The organism is Burkholderia sp. FW306-1C-G01B, assembly GCF_058781685.1.
In genome coordinates, this window is the sequence record NZ_JBYSWZ010000004.1 from 324,589 (window position 1) to 347,375 (window position 22,787).

A 22,787-nucleotide genomic window follows, 5' to 3' on the forward strand; every position below is an offset into this window, starting at 1 on the left:
AGATTGGAGACAACTGAAATGGGCAACCTGAATCCGGTCGCGGACGCGCAGACCATGACAATCAAGGCGCGGCACACGAAGTGGCCGCCCGAGCTGAGCATCTTTCTCGTGCTGGTCGGCATCAGCCTGTTCTTCGAGATCGTCGGCTGGATCGTCGTCGGCCAGAGCTTCCTGTTCAACGCCGAGCGGCTCGAGATCATCGTGCTGCAGATGGCCGTGATCGGCATCATCGCGGTCGGCGTGAACCTCGTGATCATCACCAGCGGGATCGACCTGTCGTCGGGGTCGGTCGTGGCGGCTGCCGCCGTCGTGTCGGCGAGCCTCGCGCAGGTGTCCGACTTCCCGCGCGCGGTGTTTCCGCACCTGACCGACCTGCCGATCATCTGGCCGGTGCTGGCCGGCGTGTGCGTCGGGCTGCTGGTCGGCCTGCTGAACGGCTCGCTGATCGCGATGACGGGCATTCCGCCGTTCATCGCGACGCTCGGCACGATGGTCGCCGCACGCGGGTTCGCGAAGTGGTTCACCAACGGGATGCCCGTGTCGATGCTGACCGACCCGTTCGCGGCCATCGGCGCGGGCGCCAATCCGGTGATCATCTTTCTCGTGATCGCCGCGATCTTCCACGTCGTGCTGCGCTACACGCGCTTCGGCAAGTACACCTATGCGATCGGCGCGAACCGTCACGCGGCCGTCGTGTCGGGCATCAACGTCACGCGTCACCTGGTCTTCGTCTATGCGATCGCGGGCCTGCTGAGCGGGATCGCCGGCACCGTGACGGCCGCGCGCGCGATCTCCGGCCAGTCGGGCATGGGCGTGATGTACGAGCTCGATGCGATCGCCGCGGTCGTGATCGGCGGCACGTCGCTGTCGGGCGGCCTCGGCCGCGTGACGGGCACCGTGATCGGCGTGCTGATCCTCGGCGTGATGACGTCGGGCTTCACGTTCATCCGCATCGACGCGTATTACCAGGAGATGGTCAAGGGCGCGATCATCGTCGCGGCCGTGATCGCCGACCAGTATCGCAACAAGAAGAAGCGTCGGTGACCTGCCTGTCCGACCGGAATCCGATATTGCCAAGGAACCCTGATGAAGATCGCACTGGACCCGTACATGATTCGCCACCTGCCGCTCGACCGGCTGCCGCACGCGGTGGCCGAACTCGGCTACGACCAGATCGAGCTGTCGCCGCGCAGCGACTTCCTCGACTGGTGGGTGATGCCGCGCGCGACGCGCGAACGCATGGCCGCGTTTCGCCAGGCGATGCGCGCGAGCGGCGTCGGCCTCGCGTCGCTGCAGCCGATGTACCGCTGGGCGAGCCCGTTCGACGACGAGCGTCAATGGGCCGTGCGCTGCTGGAAGAAGGCGATCGAGGTCGCGGTCGAAATGGAGTGCGCGCTGATGGTGTCCGAGTTCGGGCGCGGCGCGTCGCCGGAGCGCTCGGTCGGCGAGCGGCCGGGCGCGAACCCGAAGGAGCTGTGCGAAGCCGCGTGGTTCCGTTCGATGGACGAGCTGCTGCCGATGCTCGAACGCGAGGGCATCGTGCTGTCGGTCGAGCCGCATCCGGAGGACTGGATCGAGCAGCTGCAGCCGGCGATCGACATCGTAACGAACCTCGGCTCGCCGTCGCTGAAGCTGTCGTATATCGCGCCGCACACGTTCTACTACGGCGACGACATGGCCGCGATGATCGCGCAGGCCGCGCCGATCCTCGCGCATGTGCGCGTGGCCGACACCTTCGACCACCGCAAGAGCAGCCAGCTTCGCTACATCGTGAACCCGCCGGGTTCGAACCAGATCCGCGTGCACCAGCATCTCGACATCGGGCAGGGCGAGATCGACTGGGACGTGTTTTTCCGTGCGCTCGGCGCCGCGGGCTTCGACGGCGTGATGTCGTCGTGCGTGTTCGCATGGGAGGACCGCGCCGAGGCATCGTCGCGCTACATGCGCGACACGATCCAGCGCTACGTCGATCGTCATTTCGATCGCACGGCGCGCTGAACGATTACCGACCGGCGCGGCACGGGCCGCGCCGCTGATGAACGACTGGAGACCCCTAGATGACCTTGCAAATCGGCGTGATCGGCTGCGGCGCGATCGGCCAGGACCATATCCGCAGATTGACCCGCACGCTGTCCGGCGCGCGCGTCGTGGCCGTCAACGACATCGATCCGCAGCAGGCGCGCGATGCGGTGACGAAATACGGGCTCGATGCCGAGATCTACGGCGACGGCCATGAAGTGGTCGCGGCCGCCGACGTGCAGGCCGTGCTCGTCACGTCGTGGGGGCCGACCCACGAAGCGTTCGTGCTCGACGCGATCGCGCACGGCAAGCCCGTGTTCTGCGAAAAACCGCTCGCCGTCACGGCCGACGGCTGCATGCGGATCGTCGAGGCGGAAGTCGCGCACGGCAAGCGGCTCGTGCAGGTCGGCTTCATGCGGCCGTACGACGAAGGCTATCGTGCGCTGAAGCGCGTGATCGACAGCGGCGAGATCGGCGCGCCGCTGATGCTGCATTGCGCGCACCGCAACCAGTCGGTCGGCGAGCGCTATACGACCGACATGGCGATCACCGACACGCTGATCCACGAGCTCGACGTGCTGCGCTGGCTGCTCGGCGAGGATTACGCAAGCGCGCAGGTCGTCTATCCGAAGAAGACGCGTCATGCGTCGGCACATCTCGCCGATCCGCAGATCGTGCTGCTGGAAACCGCGAGCGGCGTGCGCATCGACGTCGAGATCTTCGTGAACTGCCAGTACGGCTATGACATCCAGTGCGAGGTGGTCGGCGAGCAGGGCATCGCGAAGCTGCCCGATCCGCCGGCCGTGGACCTCAAGCGCGCGGCGCGGCAATCGGTCGAAATCATGACCGACTGGAAGGAGCGCTTCATCGCGTCGTACGACGTCGAGCTGCAGGCGTTCATCGACGGCGTGCGGCAGGGTGCGCTGACCGGCCCGTCGGCATGGGACGGCTATGCGGCGGCGGTTGCTGCCGACGCGTGCGTGCGGGCGCAAAAGAGCGGCGCGGTCGAACCGATCGCGATGGCCGAGCGCCCCGCGTTCTACCGCGGCTGAACCGTGGCCGCGTCGCCACGACTCGTGCGGCCGCGCGCCGCTTTCCTGCCGGACTGACCGACATGACGATGAAGATGAAGATGGGTTGCGCACCGTGCTGCTGGGGCGTCGACGACGTGAAGAACCCGCATCTGCCGCCGTGGCGGCACGTGCTCGCCGAGGCCGCGCAGGCCGGCTACTCGGGCATCGAGCTCGGGCCGTACGGCTATATCCCGCTCGAACTCGACGTGGTGAGCGCCGAGCTCGAGCGGCAGCGCCTGAGCATCACCGCCGGCACGATCTTCGACGATCTCGTGTCGTCGGAGAACCTGCCGAACCTGCTGCGCCAGACGCGCGAGATCTGCGCGCTGATCACGCGGCTGCCGAAGCCGCCGACGCAGGACGGGCAGCGCCACGCGGCGCCGTACCTGGTCGTGATGGACTGGGGGCATGAAGAACGCGATTATGCGGCCGGCCACGCCGATCGCGCGCCGCGGCTGTCCGGCGAACGCTGGGCGCGGATGGTCGAGCACATCCGGCAGATCGCGACGATCGCGCGCGACGAGTTCGGCGTGCGCGCGGTGATCCATCCGCATGCGGGCGGCTACATCGAGTTCGCGGACGAAATCGACCGGATCGTCGCCGACCTGCCGGCCGACACGGTCGGCCTCTGTCTCGATACGGGCCACCTGTACTACTCGGGCATGGACCCGGAGGCCTGGCTGCGCCGCCATGCGGCGCGCGTCGACTACGTGCATTTCAAGGACATCGACAAGGCCGTGTACGACGCGGTGCTGGGCGAGCACATCGCGTTCTTCGCCGCATGCGCGCGCGGCGTGATGTGCCCGATCGGCACCGGCGTGCTCGACTACCGGTCGATCCGGCGCGCGCTCGACGACATCGGCTACGCGGGCTACATCACGATCGAGCAGGAGCGCGATCCGCGCAATGCGGGCACGAGCCTGCGCGACGTCGCCGCGAGCCGCGCGTTTCTCGCGTCGGCCGGCTTCGCATGAACATTCGCACTACCGAAACCCTGAACACGGACCAGGAACACCACCATGATTGACGGACAGATTCTGCTTGGACACTCGATTCGCTGGGGCATGGTCGGCGGCGGGCTCGGCAGCCAGATCGGCTACAGCCACCGGTCGGCCGCGCTGCGCGACGGCAGTTTCGAGCTGGTCGCCGGCGCGTTCGACATCGACCCCGAACGCGGCCGACAGTTCGGCGTGAAGCTCGGCGTCGCGGCCGAGCGCTGTTATCCCGACTACGCGACGATGTTCGACGCCGAGGCGCGCCGCCCGGACGGCATTCGCGCGGTGTCGATCGCGACGCCGAACAACACGCACTTCGAGATCTGCCGCGCCGCGCTGAATGCGGGGCTGCACGTGGTCTGCGAGAAGCCGCTGTGCTTCACGACCGACGAGGCCGAGACGCTGCAGCGCCTGTCGGTCGAGAAGAACCGGATCGTCGGCGTCGCATACGGCTATTCGGGTCACCAGATGATCGAACAGGCGCGCGAGATGATCGCGCGCGGCGATCTCGGCGAGATCCGCATCGTGCAGATGCAGTTCGCGCACGGCTTCCACAGCGAAGGTGTCGAGGCCGCGAGCGCGGCCGCGCGCTGGCGCGTCGACCCGAAATTCGCGGGTCCGAGCTACGTGCTCGGCGACATCGGCACGCATCCGCTGTACATCTCCGAGGTGATGGCGCCCGAGCTGAAGATCCGGCGGCTGATGTGTTCGCGGCAGAGCTTCGTGAAGAGCCGCGCGCCGCTCGAGGACAACGCGTTCACGATCATGGAATACGACACGGGCGCGATCGGCTACGTGTGGTCGAGCGCGGTGAACGCGGGTTCGATGCACAGCCAGAAGGTGAGGGTGATCGGTTCGAAGGCGAGCATCGAATGGTGGGACGAGCATCCGAACCAGTTGCGCTACGAAGTGCAGGGGCAGCCCGCGCAGGTGCTCGATCGCGGGATGGGGTACCTGCATCCGAACGCGTTGCGCGAGGATCGCATCGGCGCCGGGCATCCGGAAGGGCTGTTCGAGGCGTGGTCCAATCTCTATCAACGCTTCGCGCTCGCGATGGACGCGGCCGATCGCGGCGACGCCGCGGCGCTGAAGGGCATCCGCTTTCCGGACGTCCACGCGGGCGTCGAGGGCGTCCGATGGGTCGAGAACTGCGTGCGTTCCGCCGACGCGGGCGGCGTATGGGTCGACTATCGCTGAGCAGGGCAGGCCGGATGCGGCGCACTGCGCGCCGCTTCGCGCCGGCCGTCGGCGTCGATAGTCTCGGTAGACGCCCTAATCTTTACGACGCCGCGAGAGCGTTGGACAATCGTTTCCAGTCTTGCCGTGGAGCGTGTGCAGGTGATGATCGAGCGCGTGGGAGCGAAACGCGCGGCGCGGGCCGTGCCGCAAACGTGATTAAATTCGCCCTTCATGCATGTATCCAGGTGAGCCTCGGGCCGCGTCCGTCAGCATTGCGCGCGCAGCGGGGCCGTCAACTTCGCGCTATCCGATGAGTTCATCCGAGAAACCTCCCGCCACCGTCGAGCAGTTCCTGCAGCACCTGACGCAGGAATACGACAGCCTCAGCAATCGCCTGAAGGTCATTGCGCGCCACGTGGAAACGCATCGGGACCAGCTGGGCCTGGAAGGCATCCAGTCGCTCGCGGAAGCGTGCGGCGTCCAGCCGTCGGCCGTCGTGCGCTTCGCGAAGCATTTCGGCTTCTCCGGCTTCTCCGAGATGCAGCGGCTGTTCCGCGAAGGGCTCGCGCAGCAGATCGCGCCGGGGCGCGCATACAACCTGCGGCTGCGCGACGTGATCGAATCGGGCTCGTCGAGCCTGCAGCCCGAGCAGATCGCCGACGAATTCATCAAGGGCAGCATTGCCGGGATGCAGCAGTTGCGGCAGACGCTCGACCCGCAGGCGCTCGCGCAAGCCGTCGAGCTGCTCGCCGACACGCAGGCGATCTGGATCGCCGGCTCGCGGCGCGCATTTCCGATCGCGGTGTATCTCGACTACGCGCTGCAGCACACCGACAAGCGCATCGGGCTGTTCAGCGCGCTCGGCAGCATGCATCTCGGGCAGATCCGGTCGGTGCGCAACGGCGACGTGATGATCGTCGTCTCGTTCATGCCGTATGCGGACGAGACCGTGCAGGTCGCGCAGCAGGCCGTGCAGCGCGGCGCGCGCCTGATCGCGATCACCGACAGCCGGATGAGCCCGCTCGCGCGGGAGGCCGAGGTGACGCTGATGGTGCAGGACAGCGAGACGTTCGGGTTCCGTGCGCTGACGGCCACGATGGGCCTCGCGCAGAGCCTGTTCGTCGCGCTCGCGTACCGGCTCGAACTGTCTTACCTGCCGACCGCCGACGGTGCGCACGGCAAGAAGGCCGGCTGACGCCTTCTGCCGGCGCACCGCCCGCCGATCGGTCAGGCGGGCGGCGCACCGGCCGGCTTCTTACTTCGCGGTCGGCATCGCGAATTCGGCGCCCTTGCCGATGCTCGACGACCAGCGCTGCATCACCGACTTCTGGCGCGTGTAGAAGCGCACGCCTTCCTCGCCGTACGCGTGCATGTCGCCGAACAGGCTCTTCTTCCAGCCGCCGAAGCCGTGCCACGCCATCGGCACCGGAATCGGCACGTTGATGCCGACCATCCCGACCTGGATGCGCCGCGCGAATTCGCGCGCGATGCCGCCGTCGCTCGTGAAGCACGACACGCCGTTGCCGAATTCGTGCGCGTTGATCAGGTCGACCGCTTCGCCGAAATCCTTCACGCGCACGCAGCCGAGCACGGGCCCGAAGATTTCTTCCTTGTAGATCCGCATGTCGGGCGTCACGTGATCGAACAGCGTGCCGCCGGTGAAGAAGCCTGCCTCGCGGCCCGGCACGCGCAGCCCGCGCCCGTCGACCACCAGTTGCGCGCCTTCGCTCACGCCTTGCTCGATATAGCCTTCGATGCGCTTCAGCGCTTCGCCGGTGACGATCGGGCCCATCTCGACTTCCGGTTGCATGCCGTCGCCGATCACCAGCTTGCGTGCGCGCTCGGCGACTGCCGGCACGATCCGGTCGGCCACGTCGCCGACCAGCACCGCGATGCTGATCGCCATGCAGCGCTCGCCGGCCGAGCCGTACGCGGCGCCGATCAGCGCGTCGACCGCCTGCTCGAGGTTCGCATCGGGCATCACGACGAGATGGTTCTTCGCGCCGCCGAGCGCCTGCACGCGCTTGCCCGACTGCACCGCGCGCTGCTGCACGTAGGCCGCGATCGGCGTCGAGCCGACGAAGCTGACGGCCTGCACGTCCGGGTGGTCGAGCAAGGCGTCGACCGCGCCCTTGTCGCCCTGCACGACGTTGAACACGCCGGCCGGCAGCCCGGCCTGCGTGAGCAGGTCGGCGATGAACAGCGCCGCCGACGGATCGCGCTCGCTCGGCTTCAGCACGAACGTGTTGCCCGTCGCGATCGCGACCGGGAACATCCAGCACGGCACCATGCACGGGAAGTTGAACGGCGTGATGCCCGCGACCACGCCGAGCGGCTGGCGCATCGTCCAGTTGTCGATGCCGGTGCTGACCTGGTCGGTGAAGTCGCCCTTCAGCAGCTGCGGCACGCCGCATGCGAATTCGACGATATCGATGCCGCGCGCGACTTCGCCCTGCGCGTCGGAAAACACCTTGCCGTGCTCGGCCGTGATGATTGCCGCGAGCGTGTCGCGGTGCTCGTTCATCAGCTGCAGGAAGCGGTGCAGCACGCGCGCGCGACGGATCGGCGGCGTCTCGGCCCAGGCCGGGAACGCGGCGTTCGCCGAAGCGACGGCCCGCTGCACTTCGCTGTCGTCGGCAAGCGCCACGCGGCGCACCGCGCGGCCGAGCGCCGGGTTGAGGACGTCCTGGAAGCGGCCGCTGCGGCCGGCGACGGGCGCGCCGTCGACATAATGGCCGACGTCGGCGTCGGACGTGTACGCGGGAACCGGATTCATCGTGTCTCCTGGGGATGAGGGGGGAACGGAACCCAGTCTAGGGAAACCGGCAGCGCGGGAGAAGGCCGCGAAACTTGATTCACTGTTCAGAATTCTGAATAATCGACGAATGAATCAGCAAAATGTCCAGGCGCTCTGGCCGCATATCCATTCGCTGACGGTACTGGCCGCGACCGGCAGTTTCACGGCCGCCGCGCAGCGGCTCGGCATCAGCAAGGCCGCGATGAGCCAGCGCATTGCCGATCTCGAGAAGGCGGTCGGCGTGCCGCTCGTGCGCCGCACGACGCGCAGCGTGCGGCTCACCGATGCGGGCCAGACGCTCGTCGACAGCACGCGCGACGCGTTCGAGTCGATCGGGCAGCATTTCGCGCGCGTGAAGGACCTGGCCGGCGAACCGCGCGGCCTGCTGCGCGTGACGGCGCCGGTTGCGCTCGGGCGCCAGCAGGTCGTGCCGCACCTGCCCGATTTCCTGCGGCAGCATCCGGGCGTGCACATCGAGCTCGACCTGTCGGACCGGCTGCATTCGCTGACGCAGGAAGGCTTCGACCTCGCGATTCGCCATACGACCACCGCGCCGCAGACCCACGTCGCGTGGAAGCTGTGCGACACGCGCTCGCTGCTCGTCGCGAGCCGCGACTACCTCGACGCGCGCGGCGCGCCGCGGCACCCGAGCGAACTCGTCGATCACAGCTGCCTGTGTTACCTGCGCGACAACGAACCGGCCGTGTGGAGCTTCGAGCCGGACGGCCGGCGCCGCCAGCGCGTGAGCGTGCCGGTGCGCGGCAGTTTCGCGGCGAACAACAGCGAGGCGATGCGCGAGGCCGCGCTCGGCGGGCTCGGCATCGCGCTGCTGCCCGATTTCAGCGCGCGGCGCGATCTCGACGCCGGCCGGCTCGTCGCGCTGCTCGACGGCTGGCGGCCGTCGGGCGCGTTCGGCGACCACATCTTCGCGATCCGTCCGTACAGCCCGGTCGTGCCGAGCGCGGTGCGCGCGCTCGTGCGGCACCTGCGCGAACGGCTCGCGGGCGGCTTCTCCGGCGCGTGACGGCGGCGCCCGCGGCGCCGCGCCGTGGGCTGCCCGGGCGGGCGGGGCGGCGCTGCGGTAAAATCGCGGCTTCCTCCCGCGCCTCGTGTGGCGCGACATTCGAAGGTCGACAGCCGATGCAGATTCACAAGGAAGTGGACGCGCGCGGGCTCAATTGCCCGTTGCCGATCCTGCGTGCCAAGAAAGCGCTTGCCGATATGGAAAGCGGGCAGATCCTCAAGGTGCTCGCGACCGATCCCGGCTCGCAGCGCGATTTCGCCGCGTTCGCGAAGCAGACGGGCAACGAGATCGTCGAATCGACGACGCAGGACAAGACCTTCGTGTTCCTGATGCGCCGCCGCTGACGGCCTGCCTCGCGCGCCCGGCCGCGGCGTCCGCTCGCGGTGCGCGGGCCGGCCACGCCCGGCGCCGGCCGGAGTCGGGCCTCTGACAATTCTTAAACCTCGCTTCGTGACTGGCTGCGTATACTGACCCGGCCGGTCGTCCGCTCCCAGCGGAGGTGCCGGCCGCGGTACGTCGTATGGCGGGCACGGGGGCCATGCCTGACGCTACCGTCGTACAACGGGGAGAGGACATGTCCTTCAGACCAGGGACCCTTCGAAGTCCGTCCGGAGCGGAATGCATTGCGCCCGAGCGCGCGTCGGAATTGAGCCGTATCGAGCTCGATCCGCAACTGGATCGCCACGCGCGTGCCGCGCTGGAGGCCTACGCGGATTCGGCCGCGGCCGAGATGCCGTGGCTGGCCGAGTGGCTCGACGAGCGGCTGCGCGGTGCCGCGCGGGACGACGGCTCGGGCCTGACCTACTGCGGTGCGACGATCGAACGCGTGTTCGATCTGGCGCAGGCATGGGCGGCGGGCCAGCCGGACTACGCGGCCACCGCGTGGGAGCGCGTGCGCGGACAGTTGCAGCGGATGCTTGCACAACCGGCGCTGTCGCAACCGCTGTTGCTGCGCCTGCCGGCCGACGACTTCGCCGAACCGGTGGCCGGCATCGCGGGCGCCGATTAGGCGTCGGATTGCGCGACGGGAAGGATTATTCGAAGAAAGAACGGTAGTCCGCGCAATTTCTTGGCGAATTTCATACTACTATGATGAAATCGCCGGTTCGTCCGTGCCCCGTTTTTGAGATATTTAGCCGGGGTCGCTGGTTTGCGCAGGTGGCGCGAGCGGCGAACGACGGCTCGCCGGCCGGTATCCGGAAGCCGCGCGCGTTGCGCTGCGGGGTGGGGGCGGGGAGCTGAACTGGACGAATCGATTTCGCTTTGCGGGGTGCTATGAGAATTGCTGTACTGGATGACGATCCGGCCCAGACGGATTTCGTCAGTCAAACGCTGACTGCCGTTGGCCATACGTGCTATGCGTTCAAGGAAGGCAAGGCCCTGAAGAAGCGTCTGCAGCGCGAAACATTCGATCTGCTGGTGCTCGACTGGAACGTGCCCGACATGTCCGGCGAGGAAGTGCTCAAGTGGGTGCGCGCCAACCAGACCGAGCACAGCCTGCCGATCATCTTCATGACGAGCCGCGACGACGAGGCGGGGATCACGCAGATCCTCAACGCCGGCGCCGACGACTACGTGGTCAAGCCCGTGTCGGGCCCGATCCTGCGCGCGCGCATCGGCTCGCTGCTGCGCCGCGCGTATCCGGTCAACGCCGAGGCGACCGTTCGCGAATTCGATCAATTCCGTTTCGACGTGAACCTGAAGCAGGCCTACGTCGGCGACAAGCCGGTGAGCCTGACGCAGAAGGAATTCGAACTCGCGCTGCTGCTGTTCCAGCATCTCGACCGGCCGCTGTCGCGCGCGCACATTCTCGATCTCGTGTGGAAGCAGGCGACCGACATCCCGTCGCGCACGATGGATACGCACATCTCGATGCTGCGCACCAAGCTCGGCCTGCGGCCCGAAAACGGCTATCGCCTTGCGCCGATCTACGGCTACGGCTACCGGCTCGAGCGGGTCGGCCAGGGAGAACCGGAGTGACCGCGGGAATCACGCAGCGTACGGCAAACCTGCGCACGATGGCGCTGCGCACGGCCTGCGCGGTCACGTTTGCAGTCGCCGCGCAGCATGCGGCCGCGCAGCCGCCCGCTGCGGCGGGCAAGACGGTCGTCTACCGCACGCAGGCGGGCGACACGCTGTACGACGTCGCCGCGCGCTACCTGCAGGGCGCGGACGACTGGCAACTGCTCCAGCAGATCAACGGCGTGCCCGCGCCGAAGCACCTGCAGCCCGGCGTCGCGCTGAAGCTGCCGGTCGCGCGCCTGCGCAAGGAAAAGCTGACCGCGCGCGTCGTCGCGGTGCAGGGCGCGGCCGAGCGCGCGTCCGGCGACGCGTACGCGCCGCTGGCGAACGATGCGACGCTCGTCGAGGGCGACCGCGTGCGCACGGGCGCGAACGGCTTCGTGACGATCGAACTCGCCGACGGCACGCACATGAGCCTGCCGCCCGACAGCCAGCTCGACCTGAAGGCGCTGCGCCGCACGGTGCTGACTGGCACGCTCGATCGCCAGTTCGAACTCACGCACGGCTCGGTCGACAGCGAAGTCACTCATCTGAAGAAACGCGACGATCGCTTCCAGATCCGCTCGCCGTCGGTCGTGGCCGGCGTGCGCGGCACGCGCTTTCGCGTGAACTACGACGCGGCCGGCAATGCGTCGACGCGCGTCGAAGTGCTCGACGGCACCGTTGGGGTCGCGGGCGGCCGGCAATCGGCCCGCTCGACGCTCGTGCATGCGAACTTCGGCAGCGTCGCGACGTCGTCCGGCGCGGTCGGCGCGCCTGTCGCGCTGTTGGCCGCGCCGGCGCTCGCGCATCCCGACAAGGTGCAGGACGAACCCGACGTCGCGTTCGACGTCGTGCCGCTGGCGAACGCGCATGCGTACCGCGTGCAGCTCGCGCACGATGCGGGGCTGCTCGACCTGTTCCGCGAAACGCGCACCGATTCGCCGCGCGCGGTCTTCCGCGACGTACCGAACGGGAACTACTTCGTGCGGATCGCCGCGATCGATGCCAACGGCCTCGAGGGGCTGCCGCGCACCTATGCGTTCGAACGCCGCGTGATGGGGCTCGACGCGAGCGCGTCGCCTGGCGCGGATGGCTACGGGTTCCGCTGGTCGCCGAACGGTTCGGGCAAGGACGCGCGCTACCGGTTCGTGCTGTCGCGCTCGAAGGACCTGAGCGCACCGGTCGTCGACCAGGTCGGCCTGCGCGCGCGCCAGATCACCATCGCGCACCTGCCGCCGGGCGATTATTTCTGGGCGGTGACCGTCGAGGAGTTCGAAGGCGGCAAGTTCTACGAGAAGACCAGTCCGGTCAGCGCGTTCACGCTGTCGCGCTGACCCGCGGCGCATGAAACCCGACTCCGTTTCCCCACGGCGGCATCTCGGCCGCCGCTTCCTGATCGAATGGATCGCGATCGGCTGCCTCGGGATCGCGGTCATCCTCGCGTGTGCGCTCGGCCGCCTGTCGTCGAGCGTCGACGGGCTGATCTACGACCGGCTGCTGATGCTGCGCAGCCTGCCGCTGTCCCCCGACGTGGTCGTCGTCGACATCGACAACCAGAGCGTGTCGGCGCTCGGCCGCTGGCCGTGGCCGCGCGACGTGCATGCGCGGCTGCTCGACACGCTGGCGCGCGCGCAGCCGGCCGCCGTCGTCTACGACGTGCTGTTCACCGAGCCGTCGCAGGAGGATCGCGCGTTCGCGGACGCGATGAGCCACGTGCCGACCTTCCTGCCCGTGCTGCTGAGCCCCGAGCAGGCGGACGGCACGCGTACCGTCGAACCGCCGGTGGCCGCGCTCGCGGCGCGCGCGACAGGGCTCGGCCACATCAACCTCGAAGTCGATCCCGACGGTATCGTGCGCAGCGTCGCGCTGTTCGAAAGCGACGGCCGCGTGCGCTGGCCGCAACTGATGGTGCCCGTGTACCGCGCGATCCAGGCTGGCCGGCTGCATCCGGCCGGCGGCGCGCCGGGGGCGAACGCGCACGACCTGTCGCGCGACGCGGCCGGCGAGGGCCGTTATCTGATCCCGTTCAGCCGCAACACGCCCGAGTATCCGACGCTGTCGTTCGACGACGTGCTCGAGGGGCGCGTGAAGCCCGACGCGCTGCGCGGCAAGATCGTCGTCGTCGGCGTGACCGCTTCCGGGCTGTACGACCGTTTCGCGACGCCCGTATCCGGCGATTTCGGCCCGCTCGCCGGCGTGTATATCCACGCCAACGTCCTCGACATGCTGGCGACCGGCAGCGCGATCTCGCCGGCGTCGCGCGCGGGGCTGTTCGCCGCGTCGCTGCTGCCGCTCGCCGCGCTGCTGGGCGGCTTCCTGATGCTGTCGCCGTGGCGCGCGCTGCTGCTGACGCTGAGCCTCGCCGCGCTCGCCGTCGTCGCGAGCATGGCGCTGCTGTTCGAGGCGCGCATCTGGCTGTCGCCGGCGCCGGCGATCTTCGGGCTGATCGCCGTCTACCCGATCTGGAACTGGCGGCGCCTCGAAATGACGATGTCGTACCTGCGCCGCGAACTGCAGCGGCTCGCCGACGAGCCGCACCTGCTGCCCGAGGCGCCGCGCACGCGCAGCGTCGGCGGCGACGTGCTCGAACGGCAGATGGCGCTGATGGCGCAAGCCGCGCAGCGCGTGCAGGACATGAAGCGCTTCGTGTGGGACAGCCTCGACAGCATGCCCGAGCCGATCTTCGTGACCGACCTGGACGGCACCGTGCTGATCGCGAACCATGCGGCGAAGCGCTACGGGTCGCGCCTCGCGCTGCCGCTGCCGGAAGGGCGGCCGCTGCGCGCCGCGCTCGGCGAGCTGACGTTCATGAAGACCGTCGACGGCAACGCCGAACACGATGCGGCGATCCGCGAGCACTGGCCGGCCGCGCTCGACCCGACGCTCGAGGCCGAGCACGACGCGATGGCGCGCGGCATCGAGGTGCGCGACCGCGACGGGCTCGACCATCTGTTACGCTACGCCGCCTGCACGAATGCGCAGGGCCGCGTGACGGGCTGGATTGCCGGCCTCGTCGACGTGACCGAACTGCACGCGGCCGAGCGGCATCGCGAGGAAGCGCTGCACCTGCTGTCGCACGACATGCGCTCGCCGCAGGCTTCGATCCTCGCGCTCGTCGAGATCGAGCGCGACCGCGTCGACACCGATGCGATGCGCGGGCTGCTCGCGCGGATCGAGCGCTACGCGCACCGCGCGCTGTCGCTTGCCGACGAGTTCGTGCAGCTGGCGCGCGCGGAGTCGCAGGCGTACCAGCTCGAAGCGACGAGCCTCGTCGACGTGCTGATCGATGCGAGCGACGAGGTATGGCCGCAGGCGCAGGCGAAGCACATCCGCATCGACACCGACGTCGGCGCCGACATATGCTGGGTGCGCGCGGACCGCTCGCTGATCACGCGCGCGTTCGTGAACCTGCTGAACAACGCAGTCAAATACAGTCCGTCCGACACCGTGATCACGTGTACGCTGACGGTCGAGCACGCGTCGAAGCGGATGTTCTGTACGATTCGCGATCAGGGGTACGGCATTGCGCCGGAAGATCATCGGCATCTGTTCGAGCGTTTCAAGCGATTCCATGCCGGCGAGCGGCCCGAGATCCCGGGTTCCGGGCTCGGCATGGCATTCGTAAAGACGGTCGTCACGCGCCATGGGGGCAGCGTGTCGGTCGACAGCGAAGTGGGTGTCGGCACCGCGGTGACGGTGTCGCTGCCCGCGATCGACGAGCCGTCCGCCTGACAGGGCCGGGCGCGACGGCAGGATTGGGGAAAGCCATGAGAAAGGAATGGGCAGCGACCGCGCTGGCGGCGTCGTTGTTGACGGGTTGCGCCGGCGTGACGAGCGGCGTGAGTGCGGTCGGGCAGCCTGATGCATTCGCATCCGGCGCGCACGGCTACGATTTCGTCCGGACGGCCGCGCAGGCCAACGATGCCGAATACCGGCAGATCGAGACGCTCGTGCGCGACGAACTCGCGCGCAGCGGCTTCGACGCGCAGCCGCTCAAGGACGCGCGCTACCGGCTGTCGATCGCGTATGCGACGCAGCCGGCGGCGGTCGCGGCCAGCGCCGACCAGTGCGGCGCCGCGAGCAGCGCGTGCGTGACGGTCGACGGGCCGTCGCCGCCCGCGCTGCCGTTCGCGGGTAGCGTGTATCGCCACGTGCTGACGCTGCGTTTCGTCGATGCGAAATCGGGCGCCGACGTCTATCGCGTGACGGCCGCAATGCGCGATCGCGAACCGGCCACGCAGCAGGCCGCGCCGGCGCTCGTGAAGAGCGCGCTCGCGAAGCTGCCGTTCGGCGATGGCGGCGGCTGGCTCGTGAAGACGAAAAAAGACGACGCGGGCGGGATGCCGGGCGTCGTCTCGGTGAAGCCGGCCGAAGCGCGCTGAGCGCCGGCCGGTGAGGTGAGGGCGGGCCCGCCGGGGCGAGCCCTTGCCGCGCTCAGGCGGCCGGTTGCGCGCCGCCGCGCGTGCGCAGGTATTCGTCGAATTCCGCGCCGACTTCCGGGTGGCGCAGCGCGAATTCGACCGTCGCCTTCAGGTAGCCGAGCTTGCTGCCGCAGTCGTAGCGCGTGCCCTGGTACTTGTAGGCCAGCACCTGCTCGTCGGCGAGCAGCGCCTGGATCGCATCGGTGAGCTGCAGTTCGCCGCCCGCGCCCGGCTTCAGCGCGCGCAGGTGTTCGAAGATCCGCGGCTTCAGGATGTAGCGGCCGACCACGCCGAGGTTCGACGGCGCGACTTCCGGCGCGGGCTTCTCGACGATCGCCGACATCTTGACGATCGACTCTTCCCATTCCTTGCCGTCGACGATCCCGTACGACTTCGTTTCCGACGGCGGGATCTCTTCGACGCCGATCACCGAGCTGTGATAGTGGTCGAACACGTCGACCATCTGCTTCATCACGGGCGGGTTGCCGTCGAGCAGGTCGTCCGCGAGGATCACCGCGAACGGGTTGTCGGCCACCAGCTTCTCCGCGCACAGCACCGCATGGCCGAGGCCGAGCGCTTCCGGCTGACGCACGTAGAAGCAGTCGACATGGCTCGGCTTGATGCTGCGCACGAGCTCGAGCAGCTTTTCCTTGCCGCGCGCCTCGAGCTCGGCTTCGACCTCGTACGACTTGTCGAAATGATCCTCGATCGCGCGCTTGCTGCGCCCGGTGACGAAGATCATCTCGGTGATGCCCGCGGCGATCGCTTCCTCGACTGCGTACTGGATCAACGGCTTGTCGACGACCGGCAGCATTTCCTTCGGGCTCGCCTTCGTTGCCGGAAGGAACCGCGTGCCGAGGCCGGCAACGGGGAATACCGCCTTGGTGACTTTCAACATGATCGAACCTTTATTCCTGTAATCGACTTGTCAGACGATGTATGTTCACGTCCGCATTATAGTGAACGCAAACGGCCTTACGGTTTGTTACGCAGGCAACCGCTCGAGCTGCGCACGCAGTTTCTCGAGCGTGCTCTGGAATTCGGCGACGCGCTTCTGCTCCTGTTCGACCACGGCCGGCGGCGCTTTCGCGACGAATGCCTCGTTGCCGAGCTTCGCGTTGCACTTCGCGATTTCGCCCGTCAGGCGCGCGATTTCCTTCGACAGGCGCTCGCGTTCGGCCGCGACGTCGATTTCCACCTTCAGCACCAGCTTGTTCGGGCCGACGATCGCGATCGGCGCGCCGTGCGCTTCCTTGTCGAGCGTCGCTTCGTCCGCGAGGATCTGCACTTCCGACAGGCGCGCGAGCGCCTGGACGTACGGCGCGAACGAGCGCAGGCGCTCGGCATCGCCGGCCGCGAGCAGCGGCACCTTCGTCGCCGGCGACAGGTTCATCTCGCCGCGCAGGTTGCGGCATGCGTCGACGATCGCCTTCAGGTCGGCCGCCCACTGCTCGGACGCCTCGTCGATCTTCTGCAGGTCGGCAACCGGATAGGCCTGCGTCATCAGCGACGCTTCGCCCTCGGCCGAGCCCCGCGGATAGCGGCCCGCGAGCGGCGCGACCTTCTGCCAGAGCGCTTCGGTGATGAACGGGATGACCGGGTGCGCGAGGCGCAGCACCGTCTCGAGCACGCGCAGCAGCGTGCGGCGCGTGGCGCGCTGCTGTTCCGGCGTGCCGTTCTGGATCTGCACCTTCGCGAGTTCGAGATACCAGTCGCAGTACTCGTCCCACACGAACTTGTAGATGCTGGTCGCGACGTTGTCGAAGCGGTAGTCGGCGAAGCCCTTCGCGATGTCGGCCTCGGTACGCTGCAGCAGCGACACGATCCAGCGGTCGGCCGCCGAGAAATCGAGGTAGCCGCCGGGGCCGCAGTCGCCCGCGCCGCAGACTTCCGGCTTGTCGGCGCCGCAGTCGTGGCCTTCGCAGTTCATCAGCACGAAGCGCGTCGCGTTCCACAGCTTGTTGCAGAAGTTGCGGTAGCCTTCGCAGCGCGCGAGGTCGAAGTTCACGTTGCGGCCGAGCGTCGCCATCGACGCCATCGTGAATCGCAGCGCGTCGGTGCCGAACGCGGGGATGCCGTCCGGGAATTCCTTGCGCGTCTTCTTCTCGATCGTCGCGGCCTGCTTCGGATTCATCAGGCCCGTCGTGCGTTTCGCGACCAGCGTCTCGAGGTCGATGCCGTCGACGATGTCGATCGGGTCGAGCGTGTTGCCCTTGCTCTTCGACATCTTCTGGCCTTCCGCGTCGCGCACGAGGCCGTGCACGTAGACGGTATGGAACGGCACCTTGCCGGTGAAGTGCGTGGTCATCATCACCATCCGGGCGACCCAGAAGAAGATGATGTCGAAGCCCGTGACGAGCACCGACGACGGCAGGAAATGCTTCAGTTCAGGCGTCTCGTTCGGCCAGCCGAGCGACGAGAACGGCACCAGCGCCGACGAGAACCACGTGTCGAGCACGTCTTCATCGCGCTTCAGTTCGCCCGTGTACCCCTGCGCGGCGGCCTTCGCGCGCGCGTCTTCCTCGCTGCGCGCGACGAACACCTCGCCGTTCTCGCCGTACCACGCGGGGATCTGGTGGCCCCACCACAGCTGGCGCGAGATGCACCAGTCCTGGATGTTCTCGAGCCACTGGTAGTAGGTGGTCGTCCAGTTTTCCGGGACGAACTTGATCTGGCCGTTGCGCACGACGTCGAGCGACGTTTCGGTGATCGACTTGCCGGGATTGAACGTGCCTTCCGGTGCCGGCTTCGACATCGCGACGAACCACTGGTCGGTCAGCATCGGCTCGATCACGACGCCCGTGCGGTCGCCGCGCGGCACCATCAGCTTGTGCGGCTTCACGGAGTCGAGGAAACCCAGCGCGTCGAGATCGGCGACGATCGCCTTGCGCGCGTCGAAGCGGTCGAGGCCGCGATACTGCTCGGGGCCGTTATCGTTGATCTTCGCGTCGAGCGTCAGGATCTCGATCGGCACGAGATTGTGGCGCAGGCCGACCTGGTAGTCGTTGAAGTCGTGCGCGGGCGTGACCTTCACGACGCCCGTGCCGAACTCGCGGTCGACGTAGTCGTCGGCGATCACCGGGATCTCGCGGCCGGTCAGCGGCAGCGTGACGAGCTTGCCGATCAGGTGTGCGTAGCGCTCGTCTTCCGGATGGACCATCAGTGCGACGTCGCCGAGCATCGTCTCGGGGCGCGTCGTCGCGACGGTCAGCGAGCCCGAGCCGTCGACGAGCGGGTAGCGGATGTGCCACAGGTGGCCGTTTTCCTCTTCGCTCGCGACTTCGAGATCCGACACCGCGGTGAGCAGCACCGGATCCCAGTTGACGAGGCGCTTGCCGCGGTAGATCAGGCCCTGTTCGTGGAGCGTGACGAACACGTCGCGCACGGCGGCCGACATCTTGTCGTCCATCGTGAAGTATTCGCGCGACCAGTCGGTCGATGCGCCGAGGCGGCGCACCTGGCCCGTGATCGTCGAACCGGACTGCTGCTTCCATTCCCACACGCGCTCGACGAACTTCTCGCGGCCGAGGTCGTGGCGCGACACGCCCTGCGCGTCGAGCTGGCGTTCGACGACGATCTGGGTGGCGATCCCCGCGTGGTCGGTGCCGGGCACCCACAGCGTGTTCTCGCCGAGCATCCGGTGATAGCGGGCGAGGCCGTCCATGATCGTCTGGTTGAACGCATGGCCCATGTGCAGCGTGCCCGTCACGTTCGGCGGCGGCAACTGGATCGCGAAATCGGGGCGGGACGGATCGAACGCCGGGGCGGCATAGCCGCGTTTTTCCCACTCCGGCCCCCATTGGGACTCGATGGTATGGGGCTCGAAGCTCTTCGCAAGCGTGTTGTCGCTCATGTTGGAAATCTGCCGAAAAATGCGTGAATTGGATGCCGAATCCGACAATTATAAATGGATGCACATCGACCAGCCATCGCATTGCCGGCGCAGGCTTGTCGCGAAGCGGCCGCAACGCGCTTGGCGGCGCTCGACCGAACGGATCGGGAACGGCATCGCGCCGCCGACTTATAATGTCGGGTCCGCATTTTTCTCGCCCGTCTGCCGCCGCTCCATGCCCGATCTGCTCGCCAATCTGAACCCCGAACAACACGCCGCCGTCACGTTGCCGAACGAACCGGCGCTGATCCTCGCAGGGGCGGGCAGCGGCAAGACCCGCGTGCTGATCACGCGCATCGCGTGGCTGATCCAGCAGGGCTACGCGTCGCCGCCCACCGTGCTCGCCGTCACCTTCACGAACAAGGCCGCGCGCGAGATGATGGCGCGCCTGTCGGCGATGATGCCGATCGACACGCGCGGGATGTGGATCGGCACGTTCCACGGCCTGTGCAACCGGATGCTGCGCACGCACTGGCGCGACGCCGGCCTGCCGCAGACCTTCCAGATCCTCGATACGGCCGACCAGCTGTCCGCGATCAAGCGGCTGATGAAGGCCGCGAACGTCGACGACGAGAAGTACCCGCCGAAGAACGTCCAGTACTTCATCAACAACGCGAAGGAGCAGGGGCTGCGTCCCGACAAGGTCGACGCGACCGACAACTTCAACCGCAAGTTCGTCGAGCTGTACCAGGCGTACGACCAGCAGTGCCAGCGCGAGGGCGTCGTCGATTTCCCCGAGCTGCTGCTGCGCTGCTACGAGCTGCTGGCGTACAACGCGCCGCTGCGCGCGCACTACCAGGCGCGCTTCAAGCACATCCTCGTCGACGAGTTCCAGGACACCAACAAGCTGCAATATGCGTGGCTCAAGATGCTCGCGGGCGGCCAGAACGCGATCTTCGCGGTCGGCGACGACGACCAGTCGATCTACGCGTTCCGCGGCGCGAACGTCGGCAACATGCGCGATTTCGAAGACGAATTCCGCGTGCGCAACCTGATCAAGCTCGAGCAGAACTACCGGTCGCACGGCAACATCCTCGATGCGGCGAACCAGCTGATCTCGAACAACGCGCACCGCCTCGGCAAGAACCTGCGCACCGACGCGGGCCACGGCGAGCCCGTGCGCGTGTACGAGGCCAGCACCGATTCGCAGGAAGCCGGCTGGATCGTCGAAGAAATCCGCTCGCTGATCAACACCGGGATGGCGCGCAGCGAAGTGGCCGTCCTGTACCGCAGCAACGCGCAGTCGCGCTCGATCGAGCACACGCTGATGTCGTCGGGCATCCCGTATCGCGTGTACGGCGGCCTGCGCTTCTTCGAGCGCCAGGAAGTGAAGCATGCGCTCGCGTACCTGCGCCTGATCGACAACCCGAACGACGACACGGCGTTCGTGCGCGTGGTGAACTTCCCGACCCGCGGGATCGGCGCGCGCTCGATCGAGCAGCTCGCCGACGCCGCGCGCCTCTACGGCTGCTCGATGGCGGCTGCGATTCCGTACGTGACGGGCAAGGCCGGCACGAGCCTCGGCGGGTTCGCGAACCTGGTCGCGAAGATGCGCGCCGACACGCAGCAGATGAGCCTGCCCGAGACCGTCGAGCATGTCGTGCGCGCGAGCGGTCTCGCCGATTTCTACCAGGGCGAGCGCGAAGGGCAGGACCGTCTCGAGAACTTGCAGGAACTCGTGAACGCGGCCACCGCGTTCGTCAGCGAGGAAGGCTACGGGCTCGACACGCCGGCCCGCTCGATCCCGCTGCGCGCGGGTGCGATCGCGGCGCCCGAACTCGGCGCGGCGACGGACGATCCGGCGGTCGAGGTGCTCGATCCCGCGCCGCTCGCCGATCCTGCACAGAACCCCGACACGATGACGCCGCTCGCCGGCTTCCTGTCGCATGCATCGCTGGAGGCCGGCGACAACCAGGCGCAGGCCGGGCAGGACGCCGTGCAACTGATGACGGTGCACGCGGCGAAGGGGCTCGAATTCTCGGCCGTGTTCATCACGGGCCTCGAGGAAGGGCTGTTCCCGCACGAGAACAGCGTGCTCGAATCGGACGGCCTCGAGGAGGAGCGCCGGCTGATGTACGTGGCGATTACGCGCGCGAAGGAGCGGCTCTACCTGTCGTTCGCGCAGAGCCGGATGCTGCACGGCCAGACGCGCTACAACGTGCGTTCGCGCTTCTTCGACGAGTTGCCGGAGCACGTACTGAAGTGGCTGACGCCGAAGGTCGAAGCCGGTTCGCGCTGGGGCGGGCGTTCGGACAACGCGGGATACGGGCGCGACTGGTTCGCGCGGCCGGGCGGCGGCAGCCGCGAGCAGATCGTCGATGCGGCGGTGTCCGCGCCGCTGCCTGCGTTCGCGGACAAGCAGCGCGCGGCCGGCGCCGGCTTCCGGGTCGGCCAGCAGGTGTTCCATACCAAGTTCGGCGAAGGCACGGTCACCGCGCTCGAAGGCAGCGGCGCCGATGCGAAGGCGCAGGTGAAGTTCAAGCGGCACGGCGAGAAGTGGCTCGCGCTCGCGGTCGCGAAACTGCAGGCGGTGGAATGATGAGCATCGACATGGTTGCCACGCCTGCGACGCGCCCGCTCGGCATTCTGGCCGCGCTGCCCGAGGAACTCGGCGACCTGATCGCCGCGATGCGCGCCGACGGCGCGATGAAGACGGTCACGTTCGGCCGCCGCGATTACCACGTCGGCACCGTGCACGGCGCGGCCTGCGTCGTCACGCTCGCGCGGGTCGGCAAGGTCGCGGCCGCCGCGACGGTCAGTGCGCTGATCCACGTGTTCGGCGTGGCGGGCGTCGTATTTACCGGCGTCGCGGGCGGCGTGTCGCGCACGGTGCGCGTCGGCGATGTCGTCGTGGCCGACATGCTGCTGCAGCACGATCTCGACGCGTCGCCGCTCTTTCCGCGCTACGAGGTGCCGCTGCTCGGCATCACGCGCTTCGCGACCGACGCGGCACTGACGGCCCGTCTCAGGGCCGCGTGCACGTTGTTCGTCGCGGAAGAGGGCGCGTTGTTCGCCGAGCGCTTCGGGCTCGCCGGCGCGACGCTGCACGCAGGGCTCGTCATCAGCGGCGACCGCTTCGTGTCGAGCGAGCGCGAGGTCGTCGCGCTGCGCGATGCGCTGCCGGACGCGCTCGCGGTCGAAATGGAAGGCGCGGCGATCGCGCAGGTGTGCGCGGAGCACGACGTGCCGTTCGCGCTGGTGCGCACGATCTCCGATACGGCCGACGATCACGCGACGCAGTCGTTCTCGCACTTCCTGTCGGCGATCGCGAGCAGCTATTCGTCCGGCATCCTCAAGCGTTTCCTGACGCTGCATGCGACGACGGCGGCCTGAAGCCGCCGTCGTTTTCTCCGTACAAGCCTTTGGGCCGGCCGCGGCGCGCA

The 22,787-nt window shown here is 68.0% G+C and carries 18 protein-coding genes; 15 read left to right on the plus strand and 3 right to left on the minus strand.

Annotated elements, in window-relative coordinates; all coding sequences use genetic code 11:
* Nucleotides 1–18 precede the first annotated feature (18 nt).
* The 6 genes from AC3WLY_RS11025 to AC3WLY_RS11050 all read left to right on the plus strand — a co-directional run bounded on the left by AC3WLY_RS11025 (nucleotide 19) and on the right by AC3WLY_RS11050 (nucleotide 6,461).
* The gene (locus tag AC3WLY_RS11025; protein WP_310134626.1) at nucleotides 19–1,044 is read left to right on the plus strand and encodes an ABC transporter permease; all 1,026 of its coding nucleotides are present in this window, start codon (nucleotides 19–21) and stop codon (nucleotides 1,042–1,044) included.
* Nucleotides 1,045–1,086: 42 nt separating this feature from the next.
* On the plus strand, nucleotides 1,087–1,998 hold the full coding sequence (locus AC3WLY_RS11030) for a sugar phosphate isomerase/epimerase family protein (protein WP_492309440.1): 912 nt from the start codon (nucleotides 1,087–1,089) through the stop codon (nucleotides 1,996–1,998).
* Nucleotides 1,999–2,057: 59 nt separating this feature from the next.
* A complete protein-coding gene (iolG, locus tag AC3WLY_RS11035; protein ID WP_492309441.1) occupies nucleotides 2,058–3,071 on the plus strand; it encodes a bifunctional inositol 2-dehydrogenase/D-chiro-inositol 1-dehydrogenase in 1,014 nt (337 codons plus the stop codon).
* A gap of 68 nt (nucleotides 3,072–3,139) precedes the next feature.
* Nucleotides 3,140–4,066 carry a TIM barrel protein gene (locus tag AC3WLY_RS11040; protein ID WP_492309451.1) on the plus strand — a complete coding sequence of 309 codons (927 nt, stop codon included), beginning with the start codon at nucleotides 3,140–3,142 and terminating at the stop codon, nucleotides 4,064–4,066.
* Between the two features lie 45 nt (nucleotides 4,067–4,111).
* Entirely contained in the window at nucleotides 4,112–5,284 is a 1,173-nt protein-coding gene (locus AC3WLY_RS11045; RefSeq protein WP_492309442.1) for a Gfo/Idh/MocA family protein, read from the plus strand.
* A gap of 292 nt (nucleotides 5,285–5,576) precedes the next feature.
* Nucleotides 5,577–6,461: a MurR/RpiR family transcriptional regulator gene (locus AC3WLY_RS11050; RefSeq protein WP_072444351.1), complete on the plus strand. Its 885-nt coding sequence runs from the start codon at nucleotides 5,577–5,579 to the stop codon at nucleotides 6,459–6,461.
* A gap of 60 nt (nucleotides 6,462–6,521) precedes the next feature.
* Here the strand turns inward: AC3WLY_RS11050 and AC3WLY_RS11055 are convergent, their stop codons facing one another.
* The gene (locus AC3WLY_RS11055) at nucleotides 6,522–8,042 is read right to left on the minus strand and encodes a CoA-acylating methylmalonate-semialdehyde dehydrogenase (protein WP_175961617.1); all 1,521 of its coding nucleotides are present in this window, start codon (nucleotides 8,040–8,042) and stop codon (nucleotides 6,522–6,524) included.
* A gap of 109 nt (nucleotides 8,043–8,151) precedes the next feature.
* Here AC3WLY_RS11055 and AC3WLY_RS11060 point away from each other — a divergent pair, with 109 nt between their 5' ends.
* The 7 genes from AC3WLY_RS11060 to AC3WLY_RS11090 all read left to right on the plus strand — a co-directional run bounded on the left by AC3WLY_RS11060 (nucleotide 8,152) and on the right by AC3WLY_RS11090 (nucleotide 15,473).
* Nucleotides 8,152–9,087 (plus strand): LysR family transcriptional regulator, encoded by a 936-nt coding sequence (locus AC3WLY_RS11060; protein ID WP_175961616.1) that lies wholly within the window; start codon nucleotides 8,152–8,154, stop codon nucleotides 9,085–9,087.
* Nucleotides 9,088–9,203: 116 nt separating this feature from the next.
* Nucleotides 9,204–9,431, plus strand: a complete 228-nt coding sequence (locus AC3WLY_RS11065) for a sulfurtransferase TusA family protein (protein WP_006402122.1) — start codon at nucleotides 9,204–9,206, stop codon at nucleotides 9,429–9,431.
* Between the two features lie 230 nt (nucleotides 9,432–9,661).
* Complete coding sequence (locus tag AC3WLY_RS11070; protein WP_175961615.1) at nucleotides 9,662–10,096, plus strand: peptidase; 435 nt, start codon at nucleotides 9,662–9,664, stop codon at nucleotides 10,094–10,096.
* Between the two features lie 266 nt (nucleotides 10,097–10,362).
* Nucleotides 10,363–11,067 (plus strand): response regulator transcription factor, encoded by a 705-nt coding sequence (locus AC3WLY_RS11075; protein WP_034183383.1) that lies wholly within the window; start codon nucleotides 10,363–10,365, stop codon nucleotides 11,065–11,067.
* The gene (locus tag AC3WLY_RS11080; RefSeq protein ID WP_175961614.1) at nucleotides 11,064–12,425 is read left to right on the plus strand and encodes a FecR family protein; all 1,362 of its coding nucleotides are present in this window, start codon (nucleotides 11,064–11,066) and stop codon (nucleotides 12,423–12,425) included. The genes AC3WLY_RS11075 and AC3WLY_RS11080 overlap by 4 nt, the downstream gene beginning before the upstream one ends.
* A gap of 10 nt (nucleotides 12,426–12,435) precedes the next feature.
* The gene (locus tag AC3WLY_RS11085) at nucleotides 12,436–14,823 is read left to right on the plus strand and encodes a CHASE2 domain-containing protein (RefSeq protein WP_175961613.1); all 2,388 of its coding nucleotides are present in this window, start codon (nucleotides 12,436–12,438) and stop codon (nucleotides 14,821–14,823) included.
* A gap of 35 nt (nucleotides 14,824–14,858) precedes the next feature.
* Nucleotides 14,859–15,473 carry a DUF4136 domain-containing protein gene (locus AC3WLY_RS11090; RefSeq protein WP_492309443.1) on the plus strand — a complete coding sequence of 205 codons (615 nt, stop codon included), beginning with the start codon at nucleotides 14,859–14,861 and terminating at the stop codon, nucleotides 15,471–15,473.
* A 52-nt stretch (nucleotides 15,474–15,525) separates the two neighbouring features.
* On the opposite strand, the gene galU is transcribed toward AC3WLY_RS11090, so the two are convergent.
* Nucleotides 15,526–16,410: a UTP--glucose-1-phosphate uridylyltransferase GalU gene (gene galU / locus AC3WLY_RS11095; protein WP_034183387.1), complete on the minus strand. Its 885-nt coding sequence runs from the start codon at nucleotides 16,408–16,410 to the stop codon at nucleotides 15,526–15,528.
* An 87-nt stretch (nucleotides 16,411–16,497) separates the two neighbouring features.
* Nucleotides 16,498–19,365, minus strand: a complete 2,868-nt coding sequence (locus AC3WLY_RS11100; protein ID WP_175961611.1) for a valine--tRNA ligase — start codon at nucleotides 19,363–19,365, stop codon at nucleotides 16,498–16,500.
* A gap of 214 nt (nucleotides 19,366–19,579) precedes the next feature.
* On the opposite strand from AC3WLY_RS11100, the gene AC3WLY_RS11105 reads away from it, so the two are divergent.
* Nucleotides 19,580–21,943, plus strand: a complete 2,364-nt coding sequence (locus AC3WLY_RS11105; protein ID WP_175961610.1) for a UvrD-helicase domain-containing protein — start codon at nucleotides 19,580–19,582, stop codon at nucleotides 21,941–21,943.
* Nucleotides 21,940–22,737: a 5'-methylthioadenosine/adenosylhomocysteine nucleosidase gene (locus tag AC3WLY_RS11110; RefSeq protein ID WP_175961609.1), complete on the plus strand. Its 798-nt coding sequence runs from the start codon at nucleotides 21,940–21,942 to the stop codon at nucleotides 22,735–22,737. Before AC3WLY_RS11105 ends, AC3WLY_RS11110 begins: the two co-directional genes overlap by 4 nt.
* Nucleotides 22,738–22,787 lie beyond the last annotated feature (50 nt).